The organism is Luteimonas dalianensis (assembly GCF_049339425.1).
In the GTDB taxonomy this organism is placed as follows: domain Bacteria; phylum Pseudomonadota; class Gammaproteobacteria; order Xanthomonadales; family Xanthomonadaceae; genus Luteimonas; species Luteimonas dalianensis.
In genome coordinates this window covers 346,393-360,335 of record NZ_JBMPPO010000001.1, presented here as the reverse complement: position 1 = coordinate 360,335, position 13,943 = coordinate 346,393, and the positions used below count along the sequence as shown (strand labels likewise).

Below are 13,943 nucleotides of genomic sequence, written 5' to 3'. Positions count from 1 at the left end.
TCCTTGTTGCTCACAGGCCCAGCAGCATGCGGCCGGGGTTCTCGAGCTGGTTCTTGATGTCGACCAGGAACAGCACCGCGTCCTTGCCGTCGATGATGCGGTGGTCATAGGACAGCGCGATGTACATCATCGGCGCGGCCACGACCTGGCCGTTCTCGACGACCGGGCGCTCCTTGATGGTGTGCATGCCCAGGATCGCGGACTGCGGCGGGTTGACGATCGGCGTGGACATCAGCGAGCCGAAGGTGCCGCCGTTGGTGACGGTGAAGGTGCCGCCCTGCATGTCCTCCAGCTTGAGCTTGCCGTCGCGCGCGGCCACCGCGTAGTCGGCGATGCCCTGTTCGATCTCGGCGAAGCCCATGCGCTCCACGTTGCGCAGCACCGGGGTGACCAGGCCGCGGTCGGTGGAGATGGCCACCGAGATGTCGGCGTAGCCGTGGTAGATGATGTCGTCGCCGTCGACCGAGGCGTTGACCACCGGGTACTTCTGCAGCGCGTTGGCGGCGGCCTTGGCGAAGAAGCTCATGAAGCCGAGCTTGATGCCGTGCTCCTTCATGAACTGCTCGCCCATCTCCTTGCGCATGGCCATCACCTTGCCCAGGTTGACCTCGTTGAACGAGGTCAGCATGGCGATGGACTCCTTGGAGTGCATCAGCCGCTCGGCGATGCGCTTGCGGATGCGGGTCATCGGCACGCGCTCTTCCGGGCGGGCGCCGCCGGACACGCCGGAGGTCTTGCCGGCGGCGTAGTTGACCAGATCTTCCTTGGTCACCGCGCCGCGGCGGCCGGTGCCTTCCACCTGCGACGGGTCGATGCCCTCGCTGCGGGCGGTGAAGCGCGCGCCCGGCGGCAGGTCGGCGCTGGAGGAGACGGCCGGCTGCGGCTTGGTCGAGGCCGGGGCCTTGTCGTCGGCGGCCTTGGCGCTGTCCTTGGACTGGACTTCCTCGGCGCCGGCGGCGGGCGCCTTGCTGTCCTGGCTGCCCGATTCGGCCTTCGGCGCCTCGGCGGCCGCGCCTTCCTCGATGATCGCCAGCAGCTGCTGGCTGGTGACGGTGTCGCCCTCGGCGAACTTGAGCTCCTTGATCACGCCGTCGACGGTCGAGGGCACCTCGAGCACGACCTTGTCGGTTTCCAGGTCGACGATGTTCTCGTCGCGGCTGACGGCGTCACCCACCTGCTTGTGCCAGGCGGCGATGGTCGCGTCGGCGACGGATTCGGGGAGGACGGGAACCTTGATTTCAGTGGCCATGTTGCGGCTTCCTGGCAGTAAATTCGGAATGGGGAGGGGTTATTCGGCAGCCATGCCCTTGGGCGGGTTGACCAGGGCATCGGCGATCAGCGCCGTCTGCTCCTCGACGTGCCCGTTGAAGTGGCCCACGGCGGGCGAGGGCGAGCGCGCACGGCCGGCGTAGCTGAGCTTCTGGCCGTCGGCCAGGCAGAACTCCAGGTGGTGCTTGATCTGGTACCACGCACCCTGGTTCTGCGGCTCTTCCTGGCACCAGATCACGTCGGTGTCCTTGCCGAAGCGGGCCAGTTCGGCCGCCAGCAGCTTGCGCGGGAACGGGTACAGCTGCTCCACGCGGATCAGGGCGACGCTGTCGTCCAGCTCCTGCTTGCCGCGCTCTTCCAGCAGGTCGTAGTAGACCTTGCCCGAGCACACCACCACGCGCTTGCTCTTGGCCGGCTTCACGCCGGCGTCGGGGATCAGGTGCAGGAACTCGCCGTTGGCCAGCTCGTCCAGGGTCGACACCGCCAGCTTGTGGCGCAGCAGCGACTTGGGCGTCATCACCACCAGCGGCTTGCGGGTGGTCATGCACAGCTGGCGGCGGATCATGTGGAACGCCTGGGCCGGGGTGGTCGGCACGCAGACCATCATGTTGTCCAGCGCGCACAGCTGCAGGAAGCGCTCCAGGCGCGCCGAGCTGTGCTCGGGGCCCTGGCCTTCGTAGCCGTGCGGCAGGAACAGCGCCAGCCCGGACAGTCGGCCCCACTTGGCCTCGCCCGAGGACACGAACTGGTCGATCACCACCTGGGCGCCGTTGGCGAAGTCGCCGAACTGGCCTTCCCAGATGCACAGGGTGTTGGGCTCGGAGGTGGAGTAGCCGTACTCGAAGGCCATCACCGCCTCCTCGCTGAGCAGCGAGTCGATGATGGTGGCGTCCTCGGGATTGTCCACCAGCTGGCGCAGCGGCAGCACGTCTTCGCCGGTCTTCTGGTCGTGCATCACCGCGTGGCGGTGGAAGAAGGTGCCGCGGCCGGAGTCCTGGCCCACCAGGCGCAGGCGGTTGCCGGCGTCGAGCAGGGTGGCGTAGGCCAGGTTCTCGGCGAAGCCCCAGTCGCCCGGGATCTCGCCGGCGGCCATCTTCTGCCGATCCTGGTAGATCCGCGCGACCCGCGAATGCAACTGCATGCCCTCGGGCACGGTGGTGATGGTGGCGGCCAGCTCCCGCAGCTTCCTGCCGTCGACGGTGGTATCGACCTCGTCGGCCAGGGTGCCCTTGAGGTAGGTGTCCCAGTCGATGGTCAGGTCGTAGTCGTCCGGGGCGGCGTCGACCAGGTCGGTGGTGACCTCGCCGGCGTCGAGCTTGTCGCGGTAGCCGTCCACCAGCGCCTTGGCGCCGGCCTCGTCGATGGTGCCGTCGGCGACCAGCTGCGCGGCGTACAGCTCGCGCGGGGTCTTGTGCTTGCGGATGACCTGGTACATCAGCGGCTGGGTCGCGGCCGGCTCGTCGGCCTCGTTGTGGCCGTGGCGGCGGTAGCAGACCAGGTCGATCACCACGTCCTTGCCGAACTTCTGGCGGAAGTCGAACGCCATCTGCATGCAGAACACCACCGCGTCGGGATCATCGGCGTTCACGTGCAGCACGGGCGCGGCGACCATCTTGGCCACGTCGGTGCAGTACAGGGTGGAGCGGGCGTCCTGCTGGTCGCTGGTGGTGAAGCCGACCTGGTTATTGATCACGATGTGCACGGTGCCGCCAACGGCGAAGCCGCGCGCCTGCGACATCTGCATCAGCTCCATCACCACGCCCTGGCCGGCGAAGGCGGCGTCGCCATGCAGCAGCACCGGCAGCACGCCGGTGCGGTCGTCGTCGCGGCGGCGGTGCTGGCGCGAGCGCGCGCTGCCGGCCACCACGGGCCCGACGATCTCCAGGTGCGAGGGGTTGAACGCCAGCGCCAAGTGAACCGGGCCGCCGTCGGTGCGCACGTCGGCCGAGAAGCCCATGTGGTACTTCACGTCGCCGGTGTGGGCGCGGTCGGTGGGCTGGTCGAACTTGCCCTCGAACTCGTCGAACAGCTTGCGCGGGCTCTTGCCCAGGGTGTTGACCAGCACGTTGAGGCGGCCGCGGTGGGCCATGCCGATCACGATGTCCTTGACCCCGTTGCTGCCGGCGCGCTGGACCATGGCGTCAAGCGCCGGGATCAGCGAGTCGCCGCCTTCCAGCGAGAACCGCTTCTGGCCCACGTACTTGGTGTGCAGGTAGCGCTCCAGGCCCTCGGCGGCGGTCAGCCGCTCCAGGGTGCGCAGCTTTTCCTCGGCGCTGCGGTGGAAGTTGCCGCCGGCGTCCTCCATGCGCTGGTACAGCCACTGGCGCTGGGTGGCGTCGGGGATGTGCATGAACTCCGCGCCGATGCTGCCGCAGTAGGTGCTCTGCAGCAGGCCGAGCAGGTCGCGCAGGCGCATGTGCTCGGGGCCGCCGAAGGTGCTGGTGCTGCCGCCGCCCGGGCCGGTGCGGAACTGCTCGTCCAGGTCGCCGTCGGACAGGCCGTGGAAGGGCAGGCCCAGGTCGGGCGCGTCCAGCTTCTCGAGCATGCCCAGCGGGTCGATGTCGGCCTGCAGGTGGCCGCGCGAGCGGTAGGCGGTGATCAGCTTGAGCACCGAGCCCTGCTTGCGCGAGGTCTCGCTGTCGGCGACTTCGGTGGCGGCGCCGTCGCGCGCGGCGCGGCCGGCGGCGGCGACGCGATCCATGATCGCCGAGTGCGGGACATCGCCCGCCTCGCGTCCCTGGAAACCGTCGAACCAGCTTTTCCACCTGGCGTCGACGCTGTCGGGGTTGACCAGGTACTGCTCATACAGGTCTTCGATGTAGGCAGCGTTGGCGCCGAGCTGCGAAGACTGGGCAAACTTCTTCAGGAGACTATCCACGTCTGGGTCGGGACTCGGAAAGAATGTGGGGGTGGGGGGCCGCGACGGGCGTTGTGCCGCCATCGGCATGGATCGCCGGAGTTGCGTGACGAAACCTGTTCAATTATAGCCCTTGCCGCTGAACAGGGCGACCGGCCCGGGCATCGCGCAGGCCCGCGATGGCGGCCGTCGGGATCGGACCGGGCCCGGCCTCACAGGCCCAGTGCGCGCAGCTCGCTGCAGGCGCGCGAGCGCTCCCAGACCGGCTTGAAGGCCTCGGCGAGCTGGCGCGCGCGGCCGGGGTCGGTGGGATCCCATTCACCGTCGAAGCGGTGGCCCAGTCGACGAAAGTAGTAGCCGCCCGAATCGCTGGCCAGGAACGCCGACGAGTACGCATGGTCGACCGGGTCGTCGACGGTGCGGAACTGGAACACGCTTGGCAGCCGCTGGGCCAGGCCGAGGAGGGGCGCATGGGCACGCTGCGGCGCCGCAGGGTCGTGGAGGATGATCCGCACTTCGCGCCCGCGGCCGCCGGTGGCGAACGCGCGCAGCGCTTCCAGGACGGGCTCGGTGTCGTACAGGCCCGGGTCCAGCTCGCGGCTGTGGATCCAGACCCGGCTGCGGGCGCCGGCGATGACCGCGGCGGTGGCGGCGACCGCGGCGTCACGCGTTTCCACCGCGCCGGGGCGGGGCGGCTCGGAGGATGGAGGGGAGGTGCTCATGGCGGTTCGGGCTCCATGTCGTCGTCGGCAAGCTGCAGCCGGTAGTGGCCCTGCGCGAGCAGGGACATCAGCAGATCCCGGCCGGCGTCGGAAAGGCCCTGGTACAGCCCGCCGTCGATGGCGGGCGCGGCGCAGATGCGGCTGGCGTCGGCGGCCGGCAGCGGGTGATCCGCGCCGGCCACGTACAGCCTGGCCTGGCCGGCATCGGCATCGGCCGCCTGGCGCCAGGCCATCCGCGTCCACGGGTGGCGCTGCAGGGTGCCGCCCTGCTGCAGGTCCCACTCGATCTCGATCCGCGAACGGGTCTCGTTGCCGGGCGCCGCGGTGGCGCCGACGCGGTAGGTGGTGATGAAGCGCCCGAACCAGTCGCCCAGCCGATCCGGATCGCGCATGCGCAGCAGGTTGAGCGCTTCCACCACCCGGTTCATCGCGGCCACGTCGATCTCGTTGGCGTCGGCCGGCAGGCCGAGATCCGGGTCGCGGTAGCGCAGATCCTCGTCGGCGCCGGTGATCATCGCCTCCACCCAGTCGCCCATCAGCTCGGCCGCCGAGGGCGCGCGCATGCCGACCGAGAAGGTCAGGCAGGCGTCCTCGGCCACGCCGTGGTGGGGCACGCCCGGCGGCAGGTAGAGCATGTCGCCGGGGCCCAGCACCCATTCATGGGTCGGGTCGAAGCGCTGCAGCAGCCGCAGCTCGGTGTCCAGGCGGTAGTGCACCGGCGGGTCGGCGCGGTCGTCGATCTGCCAGCGGCGGCGGCCCCGGGCCTGGAGCAGGAACACGTCGTACTGGTCCACGTGGGCGCCGACCGAGCCGCCCGGGGCGGCAAAGCTCACCATGACGTCGTCGATCCGCCAGCGCGGGATGAAGTCGAAGTGCGGCAGCAGGGCGGCGATGTCGGCATCCCACTTGTCCACGTCCTGCACCAGCAGCGTCCAGTCGTGGTCGGGCAGTTCGGGGAACATTTCCTCCGGGAACGGCCCGTGGCGCAGCATCCATTTGTCCTGCGCGCGCTCGTGCGCCACGATCCTGGCCAGCACGCCGTCTTCGCAGGCCAGGCCGGCCAGGTCCTCGGGGGCGATCGGCGATTCAAACCCCGGGAAGGCGTTGCGGATCAGCAGCGGCCGCTTCTGCCAGTAGTCGCGCAGGAAGGTCTCGGGCGGCATGCCCAGCGGCGGCAGGCCGCTGGCGTCGATTTCGATGGCGGGGGCACTCATGGGCAGAGCCTAGCGCGATCCGGTGCCGCCGTGCCGTCAGATGTCGCGGGCCAGCCGCTCCGCCAGCCCGGTATAGCCGGCCGGCGTCAGTTCCAGCAGCCTCTGCCGGTCGGCCTCCGGCAGCTCCAGCGATTCGATGAACCCGCGCATCGATTCGGCGGTGATGCCCTGGCCGCGGGTCAGCGCCTTGAGCTGCTCGTAGGGGCTGGGCAGGCCGTGGCGGCGCATGACCGTCTGTACCGCCTCGGCCAGCACCTCCCAGGCCGCGTCCAGATCCGCCTGCAGGCGGTCGGGATTGACGCTGAGCTTGTCCAGCCCGCGCTGCAGGGCATCGAAACCGACCAGGGCGTGGCCGAAGGCGGTGCCCAGGCCGCGCAGCACGGTGGAGTCGGTGAGGTCGCGCTGCCAGCGGCTGATCGGCAGCTTGGCGGAGAAGTGGCCGAACAGGGCGTTGGCCACGCCGAAATTGCCCTCGGCGTTCTCGAAGTCGATCGGGTTGACCTTGTGCGGCATGGTCGAGCTGCCGACCTCGCCCTCCTTCAGCGCCTGGCGGAAGTAGCCCAGCGAGATGTAGCCCCAGACGTCGCGGCACAGGTCGATGCAGATGGTGCCGATGCGCGCCTGCGCGTCGCAGGCCTCGGCGATGCCGTCGTGCGGCTCGATCTGGGTGGTGTAGGGCTGCCAGTCCAGGCCCAGCGAGCGCACGAAGCGCTCGGAGAACGCCGGCCAGTCCACGTCCGGGTAGGAAACGGCGTGGGCGTTGTAGTTGCCCACCGCGCCGTTGATCTTGCCCGGCATCGGCAGCCCGGCCAGCACCTCGCGCTGGCGCGCCAGGCGCGCGACCACGTTGGCCAGCTCCTTGCCCAGGGTGGTGGGCGAGGCGGTCTGGCCGTGGGTGCGCGAGAGCATCGGCAGGGCGGCGTGCTCGTGGGCCATGCCGCGCAGCCGGTCGACCAGGGCGTCGAGGCGGGGAACCATCACCTCGTCGCGCGCCTGGCGCAGCATCAGCGCATAGGACAGGTTGTTGATGTCCTCGCTGGTGCAGGCGAAGTGGACGAACTCCAGCGCCCCGGCGAGCTTCGCGTCGTCGCCCAGGCGTTCCTTGATGAAGTACTCCACCGCCTTGACGTCGTGGTTGGTGGTGCGCTCGATCTCCTTCACCCGCGCGGCGTCCTCGACGCTGAACCCGTCGGCCAGCCCGCGCAGAGTGGTCACCGCGTCCTCGTCGAAGGCCGGCAGCTCCGCGATCCCGGGCTCGGCCGCCAGCGCCAGCAGCCATTCGATCTCCACCCGCACCCGGGCGTGGATCAGCCCGAACTCGGAGAACACCGGACGCAGCGGATCGACCTTGCCGGCGTAGCGGCCGTCGAGCGGGGACAGGGCGAGGAGGGTGGCTTGGGACATGGCAGGCGGGACAGGACGGCGGACGCGCATTCTAGCGTTCCACGGGCGGCACCGGTGGGGCGCGACTGCTGGCGTATCCTTCCAGCAGTGTCGGCACCGTCGCGCCGCGGGCCGGCCGCCTCCCCCTTCTTCCAGGAGCCGGTGATGTCAGGATCCTTCCGTATCGAACACGACAGCATGGGCGAGCTGCAGGTTCCCGCCGACGCCCTGTGGGGCGCGCAGACCCAGCGCGCGGTGCAGAACTTCCCGATTTCCGGCCGGCCGATGCCGCGCGGCTTCATCCGCGCGCTGGGCCTGGTCAAGGCCTCGGCGGCCGAGGCCAATGCCGGCCTGGGCCTGCTCCCCGAAGCGCTGGCCAAGGCCGTGCGCCGGGCCGCGCTGGAGGTGGCCGAGGGCCGCCTGGACGACCAGTTCCCGATCGACGTCTACCAGACCGGCTCGGGCACCTCGTCGAACATGAACGCCAACGAGGTGATCGCCGCGCTGGCCTCCACCGCGCGCCGCCGGGTGCACCCCAACGACCACGTCAACCTGGGCCAGAGCTCCAACGACGTCATCCCGACCACGCTGCGGGTGTCGGCGCAGCTGGCCGTGGTCGAAGACCTGCTGCCGGCGCTCAAACACCTGCGCAAGACCATCGACCATCGTGCGCGCGGGCTGAAGAAGGTGGTCAAGACCGGCCGCACCCACCTGATGGACGCGATGCCGCTGACCTTCGCCCAGGAGTTCGGCGCCTGGTCGTCGCAGCTGGCCTCGGCCCAGCAGCGGATCGAGGACAGCCTGAAGCGCCTGCGCCGGCTGCCGCTGGGCGGTACCGCGATCGGCACCGGCATCAACGCCGATCCGCGCTTCGGCGCCAGGGTGGCCAAGCTGCTGTCGGCGTGTACGAAGGTGAAATTCGAGAGCGCCAAGGACAAGTTCGAGGGCATCGCCTCGCAGGACGACGCGGTGGAGCTGTCCGGCCAGCTCAACGCGCTGGCGGTGGCGCTGATGAAGATCGCCAACGACCTGCGCTGGATGAACTCCGGGCCGCTGGCCGGGCTGGGCGAGGTGGAACTGCCGGCGCTGCAGCCGGGCAGCTCGATCATGCCGGGCAAGGTCAACCCGGTGATGCCCGAGGCCGTGTGCATGGTCTGCGCCCAGGTCATGGGCCATAACACCGCGATCACCGTGGCCGGGCAGAGCGGCAACTTCCAGCTCAACGTGATGCTGCCGCTGGTGGCGGCCAACCTGCTCGATTCCATCCAGCTGCTGGCCAACGGCATGCGCCTGCTGGCCGACGACAGCATCGCCGGGCTGAAGGTGCGCAGGGACAACGTGGCCGCGGCGCTGGATCGCAACCCGATCCTGGTGACCGCGCTCAACCCGGTGATCGGCTATGAGAAGGGCGCGGCGATCGCCAAGCGCGCGTATGCGGAGGGCCGGCCGGTGTTCGAGGTGGCGCTGGAGGACAGCGGGCTGGAGGAAGGCGAGCTCAGGCGCCTGCTGGATCCGGCCGCCCTGACCCGGGGCGGGATCCACGGCAGGGGTGGCTGAAGCAGGGCCCCGATCCTGACCGCGCCATCACGGGCCCCCAGTAAGCTTCGTGACGCCGCCAGCCGGCGGCGTGCACGAGGAGATCCAAGATGCGGGTAGCTTTCTTTGTCATCGGCGCCATCCTGGCGATCGCGGGCGTGCTCATGTTCACCGGCATGTTCCAGATCGGCAGCGCCGATGAAGTGCTGCAGATCGGCGACGCCGCGGTCGAGATCGGCGAGGGCGGCATCCAGGTGACGGACAAGGGCGAGAACAATCGCGTCCTTGGCATCGCACTGATGGTGATTGGCGGCATCGGCATCGCGGCCGGCGCGTTCTTGAAGAAGTGATCGCAGCAGCCGGGCCGTTCGCGGCCCGGCTGCAACTGCGGGTGGGGCCGTCAGCGGCGCCGGGGCACGTCGACCTGGCCGGTGACGCCTTCGTGGCGCACGTCGCCGCTGCCTTTGCCAAGCACCGTGAGGTCGCCGCCGACGCCGCGCACCTCCAGGTCGCCCGAGCCGATGCCGTTGACGGTGACGCTGCCGCCCACTTCGCGCAGCTCGACGTCTCCCGAACCGATCGATCCGATCGATACGCTGCCCTGCACGTGGTGCAGGCTGGCGTCGCCCGAGCCGACCGATTGGATGCCGGCGTTGCCGCCGATGGCGTGGATCTCCAGGTCGCCCGAGCCGATGCTGCCGATTTCCACGTCACCGCGTACGTTGCCGGCCTCGACGTCGCCGGAGCCGACCGAAAGCACGTGCAGCGTGCCGATGTCGTCCAGGTCGATGTCGCCCGATGCGACCTTGGCGGTGACCAGGCCGGCGATCCGCCGCGCTTCGACGTCGCCCGAGCCGACGTCGGCGCTCATCGACGAGGCGCCGGTGAGCCATGCATCGCCGGCCCCGACCTGCAGCTGGACGAGCACGTCATCCGGGATGCTGCCCGACAGATCCAGCCGGGCGTAGTTGCGGCCCAGGGAGAGGCCGCGGATCGTGCGGTCGTAGTAGAGGCGTACGTGCAGGCGGTCGCCATCGCGCCGCTGCTCGACCTTCAGGTCTTCCAGCCAGTCGGCATCGGAGGCGCAGGCCCGGCCCTGCAGGGCACCGGTGGCGCCGGGCGAAGCATCCAGCCGCAGCTTGTGGGGCCCGACGTCGAACATCACCCGGCTCACGCCGTCCATGTCCAGGGTGAGCTGGCGCGGGTCGGAGTGCCGGCAGTTGGCGTTGTCGGCGTCGTCGGCGTGGGCCGAAAGCGGCAGCGCCAGGGCGCAGGCGAGCAACAGGAATCGGGTCATGGGAAGTTCCTTTCGGTGCCTGGTATTCAGGTGAGGATCGAGGGTTCGGGGTTGGCGTCCGTGTCCTTGCCGCAGTCGTCGATGTCCTCACGGGTCATCGTCGCGTAGGGTTCGAACTCCGGCAGCGCGGCGGCCAGCGCCTGCTGGCTGTCGTACAGGCCCGGCAGCAGGGCGCACAGCTTCATCGCCTCGTCCTCGATCCGGGCGGCTTCGGCCTCGATGCGCTCTTCGTAGGCCTTGCGGCCTTCCTCGCCGCCGAAGATGGCGTGGCCGATCCCGGTCAGCGCCACCCCGGCGATGTCGGCGCCCTGGATGCCGAGCGCCATGCCGGCGTGGGCAATGCCGATCAGCTGTTGCCGGTGCTGGAGCAGCAGTTCGCGCTGGGCATCGGTCACCGGGACCGCCTCGCCCTGGATCAGGAAGTCGCCCTGCGGGCTGATTTCGGCCCGGGGCAGGTCGTCGGGCTTGCTGGTGCCATAGCTGCGCCCGTTGATGTTGAAGCCGGAGCCCTCGCCAACGGGAATGTTCTCCGTCTCCAGCTCACGCTGCGCCGCGGCGATGCCGGCGGCGGCCTGGCGCCCGATCCAGGAGCGCTCCGTCGTCGTGTCCGCGGACTCGGCGGAAGGCTGCGCCGCCGGTGGTTCGGAGCCGCTGCAGCCGGCGGCGAGCAGTGCGGCCAGCACGAGGCCGGACGCGGTGGAGAAGAGGGTGCTGTTGTTCATGGACGGTCTCCCCGGGAAGTCGATGGGTCAGCCTTCGTCGCGCCAGCGGCGCAGGCGCACGGCGACCAGCAGCATCACCACGCCCGCCGCGGCGCCGATCCAGGTCGCGGGCTGGAGCAGGTTGGAGTACACGCCAGCCGGCTCGATGAGCGGCAGGATCCCTGCGCTTTCGATGCTGGCACCACCCATGCGCTCGGTGTCATGCGCCGATATCGGCACGGTACCCAGCAGCATCCGGCCCACGATGTTCGTCCAGAACCAGCTGGCATCGAGGTTGAACAGCCTCATCACGCTGAACATGGAGACGAACACCCCGGACAGCACCGGAACCAGCACCGCCCACAGGAACGGCACGCTGCGCGCCCAGGCCGAGCACAGCATCAGCCAGCCGACGGTGGGCAGGGCCCAGATGGCGTAGACCGGGATCGCCGCCAGCACCGAGAGCGAGATCGCCAGCGGGTTGCCCGGGCCCCAGATCAGCTCCCAGGGATTGCCGCCGTGAACCATCACGCCCAGGCTCAGCATGAGCAGGAACCCGAACATCGTGGCGATGGCCGCGAGCGTCGCCAGCAGTGGAATCGTGACCACGGCGCTGACCACCTTGGACAGCACGGTCTGGCCATCGGAAACCGGCATCGATTTCCAGAACAGCACGCTGCGATCCTTGCGCTCGTCGTACAGCGCGCCCAGGCAGTAGAAGAACATCACGAAGACCATGACGATGTAGGGCCAGGCCGAGGCCAGCAGCATGGTCAGGTCGATGCCGGAGGCGAGCTGGGCCTTGTCCTCGGCGCTCATCTGCGCGGCAAGCACGCCCAGGTCGAGGCCGTTGATGGACATGCTGCTGCCATCGTTGAGGTGAACCCTGGCGTCGTCGTCGGCGTTGCGCATGCCGACCAGGGCGATCACGAAGAACACCGCCGTCAGCAGCAGCGAGATCGCACCGGCGACCAGCGGCGTCCACAGGAAGCCGCCGCGGTGCTCCCAGTACTCGCGCCTGAGCAGCATCGCGAAGCGGCGGGGGAATGTCACCGGTGCCTTCGCCACCGGCAGGTTTTCGGCTGTGGCGTTCATCAGTAGGTTCCCTTCATGGTGGCGACGAAGAGGTCGGCGAGGCCCGGGGTGCGGGTTTCGCCGAGCGGGGCGAGGGTGGCCCGCTCGACGCCGTCGAACAGCATCACGGTCTTGCCGAAGGGCAGGCTGCGCTCGTCGATCGGGCCCAGGGCGCGCGCGGCGTCGGCCTGGCCGGCGTCGACCAGCAGTTCGGTGAAGCGCTCCGCCAGCTCGTCCATCGGCGCGTCCACCACGATCTGTCCGTCGCGGATGAACAGGGCGTCGGTGAGGATGTGCTCCACCTCTTCCACCTGGTGGGTGGTGATGATGATGGTCTTGTCCTCGTCGAAGTAGTCCTCCAGCAGGCGCTGGTAGAACTGCTTGCGATACAGCACGTCCAGGCCCAGGGTGGGTTCGTCGAGTACCAGCAGGCGGGCGTCGATGGCCATCACCAGGGCCAGGTGCAGCTGCACGATCATGCCCTTGGACATCTGCCGCACCCGCATCTTCGGCGTCAGCTTGGTGTTGGCCAGGAAGCGCTCGCAGCGGGCGCGGTCGAAGCGCGGATGCACGCCTTCCACATAGGCGATCGCCTCGCGCACCCGCATCCAGCGCGGCAGCACCGCCACGTCGGCGATGAAGCACACGTCGGTCATCAGCTCGTCGCGGCGCCGGCGCGGGTCGCGCCCGAGCACGTCCAGGTCGCCCTGGAACGGCACCAGGCCCAGGATCGCCTTGAGCGCGGTGGTCTTGCCGGCGCCGTTGGGGCCGATCAGGCCGACGATACGGCCGGGCTGGATCTGGAAGTCGGCGCCGCCCAGGGCCACCGTCCTGCCGTAGGCCTTGCGCAGCCCGCGGGCGCGCACGACCGGCCCCTGGATGTCCGGGGCCTGCATGTCAGCAATCATTTCGAATCTCCGGTCGGTGCGGATGACAGAAGCTCTTCGGGCGTCAGGCCCAGCAGGCGGATGCGCTCGAGCACCTGCGGCCACTCTTCGGTGAGGAAGCGCTCGCGCTCGCTGCCCAGCAGCTTGCGCGAGGCCTCCTCGGTCACGAACATCCCGAGGCCGCGGCGCTTTTCCACCAGCGCCTCGTCCACCAGCTCCTGGTAGGCGCGCGAGACGGTGATCGGGTTGAGCTGGAAGTCGGCGGCGACCTGGCGCACCGAGGGCAGCGCGTCGCCGGGCTTGAGTTCGCCGTCGAGCATCATCGCGATCACGCGCTCCTTCAGCTGGCGGTAGATGGGAGCGTTGTCGCTCCACTGGACGGGGCTCATGGCTTACTCCCCATAGGCGCGGGCCGTGCCGCTGGCGGTTGAGAAATAGGGCATCGCCATCGCGCTGCGGCTGCGGGCCGCGATGTCGGCCTTCGGGACGTCCTCGGCGCGGGCGGCCGGGATGGCTGCCTGGTGGCTTCCGAGCCCGTCGAGCACAGCGGCCAGGGTGGCCTCCATGACCGAGCTGGCCATCGCGGCGGAGGCGATGGCCAGGGCCTCGCCCGCGGGGCCGGCGGCGGCCATGTCCGATTCGAACCGGCGCGCGCGCCGATCCAGGTCGTGGGACAGATCCCGGCGCAGGCCGCCGACGATCTGGCCCGGGGCCGCGAAGACCACGGGGCCTGCCTGCACGTCGTGGCCATGGGAGGCCGGTTCAGCGAGCAGCAGCATGCCCAGCAGTGCCGTTGCCGTGATCGCGCCCGCCAGCGTGGTGTTCTGGAGCTTCTGGCTCATGGTGAACCTCCTGCCCTGGGTAGTCGGTGTTGTATGTGACTATAACACCAGAACACGGGCGGTCAAGTCCGTCATAACCCAACTGAAGTCACAGAAGCGGCATCGGCCGACGCCAGCGCCCGATTGCCCGCACACCGCGATGCCGCGACAATAGGCGGCTT

At 69.6% G+C, this 13,943-nt stretch carries 13 protein-coding genes; 2 read left to right on the top strand and 11 right to left on the bottom strand.

The window, feature by feature from the left end; genetic code table 11:
- Window positions 1-10 precede the first annotated feature (10 nt).
- The 5 genes from sucB to purB form a co-directional block, all read right to left on the bottom strand.
- Window positions 11-1,249 (bottom strand): dihydrolipoyllysine-residue succinyltransferase, encoded by a 1,239-nt coding sequence (sucB, locus tag ACOZ90_RS01710; RefSeq protein ID WP_422891889.1) that lies wholly within the window; start codon window positions 1,247-1,249, stop codon window positions 11-13.
- Between the two features lie 39 nt (window positions 1,250-1,288).
- Window positions 1,289-4,147: a 2-oxoglutarate dehydrogenase E1 component gene (locus ACOZ90_RS01705; RefSeq protein ID WP_422891888.1), complete on the bottom strand. Its 2,859-nt coding sequence runs from the start codon at window positions 4,145-4,147 to the stop codon at window positions 1,289-1,291.
- A 191-nt stretch (window positions 4,148-4,338) separates the two neighbouring features.
- A complete protein-coding gene (locus tag ACOZ90_RS01700) occupies window positions 4,339-4,848 on the bottom strand; it encodes a DUF7931 domain-containing protein (protein WP_422891887.1) in 510 nt (169 codons plus the stop codon).
- Window positions 4,845-6,062 (bottom strand): ribosomal protein uL16 3-hydroxylase, encoded by a 1,218-nt coding sequence (locus ACOZ90_RS01695; RefSeq protein ID WP_422891886.1) that lies wholly within the window; start codon window positions 6,060-6,062, stop codon window positions 4,845-4,847. The genes ACOZ90_RS01700 and ACOZ90_RS01695 overlap by 4 nt, the downstream gene beginning before the upstream one ends.
- Window positions 6,063-6,098: 36 nt before the next feature.
- Entirely contained in the window at window positions 6,099-7,466 is a 1,368-nt protein-coding gene (gene purB / locus ACOZ90_RS01690; RefSeq protein ID WP_422891885.1) for an adenylosuccinate lyase, read from the bottom strand.
- 144 nt (window positions 7,467-7,610) lie between these two features.
- On the opposite strand from purB, the gene ACOZ90_RS01685 reads away from it, so the two are divergent.
- Window positions 7,611-9,002, top strand: coding sequence for a class II fumarate hydratase (locus ACOZ90_RS01685; RefSeq protein ID WP_422891884.1), 1,392 nt, complete (start codon window positions 7,611-7,613; stop codon window positions 9,000-9,002).
- A gap of 89 nt (window positions 9,003-9,091) precedes the next feature.
- Window positions 9,092-9,331, top strand: coding sequence for a hypothetical protein (locus ACOZ90_RS01680; RefSeq protein ID WP_422891883.1), 240 nt, complete (start codon window positions 9,092-9,094; stop codon window positions 9,329-9,331).
- 50 nt (window positions 9,332-9,381) lie between these two features.
- Here the strand turns inward: ACOZ90_RS01680 and ACOZ90_RS01675 are convergent, their stop codons facing one another.
- The 6 genes from ACOZ90_RS01675 to ACOZ90_RS01650 are packed head-to-tail and all read right to left on the bottom strand — an operon-like array spanning window position 9,382 to window position 13,782.
- Window positions 9,382-10,278: a DUF4097 family beta strand repeat-containing protein gene (locus ACOZ90_RS01675; protein ID WP_422891882.1), complete on the bottom strand. Its 897-nt coding sequence runs from the start codon at window positions 10,276-10,278 to the stop codon at window positions 9,382-9,384.
- Window positions 10,279-10,304: 26 nt separating this feature from the next.
- Window positions 10,305-11,000, bottom strand: coding sequence for a YggN family protein (locus ACOZ90_RS01670; RefSeq protein ID WP_422891881.1), 696 nt, complete (start codon window positions 10,998-11,000; stop codon window positions 10,305-10,307).
- 27 nt (window positions 11,001-11,027) lie between these two features.
- A complete protein-coding gene (locus ACOZ90_RS01665; RefSeq protein WP_422891880.1) occupies window positions 11,028-12,074 on the bottom strand; it encodes a hypothetical protein in 1,047 nt (348 codons plus the stop codon).
- Complete coding sequence (locus ACOZ90_RS01660; protein ID WP_422891999.1) at window positions 12,074-12,949, bottom strand: ABC transporter ATP-binding protein; 876 nt, start codon at window positions 12,947-12,949, stop codon at window positions 12,074-12,076. Before ACOZ90_RS01660 ends, ACOZ90_RS01665 begins: the two co-directional genes overlap by 1 nt.
- An 8-nt stretch (window positions 12,950-12,957) precedes the next feature.
- Window positions 12,958-13,329, bottom strand: a complete 372-nt coding sequence (locus ACOZ90_RS01655; RefSeq protein ID WP_422891879.1) for a GntR family transcriptional regulator — start codon at window positions 13,327-13,329, stop codon at window positions 12,958-12,960.
- A gap of 3 nt (window positions 13,330-13,332) precedes the next feature.
- Window positions 13,333-13,782 (bottom strand): hypothetical protein, encoded by a 450-nt coding sequence (locus ACOZ90_RS01650; protein ID WP_422891878.1) that lies wholly within the window; start codon window positions 13,780-13,782, stop codon window positions 13,333-13,335.
- Between the last annotated feature and the right edge of the window lie 161 nt (window positions 13,783-13,943).

What these genes read in the sequence shown, in the direction of transcription:
- ACOZ90_RS01660 (WP_422891999.1), bottom strand. Translation starts at nt 12,949, where the DNA reads ATGCAGGCCCCGGACATCCAGGGGCCGGTCGTGCGCGCCCGCGGGCTG.
- ACOZ90_RS01700 (WP_422891887.1), bottom strand. Translation starts at nt 4,848, where the DNA reads ATGAGCACCTCCCCTCCATCCTCCGAGCCGCCCCGCCCCGGCGCGGTG.
- ACOZ90_RS01665 (WP_422891880.1), bottom strand. Translation starts at nt 12,074, where the DNA reads ATGAACGCCACAGCCGAAAACCTGCCGGTGGCGAAGGCACCGGTGACA.
- ACOZ90_RS01670 (WP_422891881.1), bottom strand. Translation starts at nt 11,000, where the DNA reads ATGAACAACAGCACCCTCTTCTCCACCGCGTCCGGCCTCGTGCTGGCC.
- ACOZ90_RS01675 (WP_422891882.1), bottom strand. Translation starts at nt 10,278, where the DNA reads ATGACCCGATTCCTGTTGCTCGCCTGCGCCCTGGCGCTGCCGCTTTCG.
- purB (WP_422891885.1), bottom strand. Translation starts at nt 7,466, where the DNA reads ATGTCCCAAGCCACCCTCCTCGCCCTGTCCCCGCTCGACGGCCGCTAC.
- ACOZ90_RS01685 (WP_422891884.1), top strand. Translation starts at nt 7,611, where the DNA reads ATGTCAGGATCCTTCCGTATCGAACACGACAGCATGGGCGAGCTGCAG.
- ACOZ90_RS01650 (WP_422891878.1), bottom strand. Translation starts at nt 13,782, where the DNA reads ATGAGCCAGAAGCTCCAGAACACCACGCTGGCGGGCGCGATCACGGCA.
- sucB (WP_422891889.1), bottom strand. Translation starts at nt 1,249, where the DNA reads ATGGCCACTGAAATCAAGGTTCCCGTCCTCCCCGAATCCGTCGCCGAC.
- ACOZ90_RS01695 (WP_422891886.1), bottom strand. Translation starts at nt 6,062, where the DNA reads ATGAGTGCCCCCGCCATCGAAATCGACGCCAGCGGCCTGCCGCCGCTG.
- ACOZ90_RS01680 (WP_422891883.1), top strand. Translation starts at nt 9,092, where the DNA reads ATGCGGGTAGCTTTCTTTGTCATCGGCGCCATCCTGGCGATCGCGGGC.
- ACOZ90_RS01655 (WP_422891879.1), bottom strand. Translation starts at nt 13,329, where the DNA reads ATGAGCCCCGTCCAGTGGAGCGACAACGCTCCCATCTACCGCCAGCTG.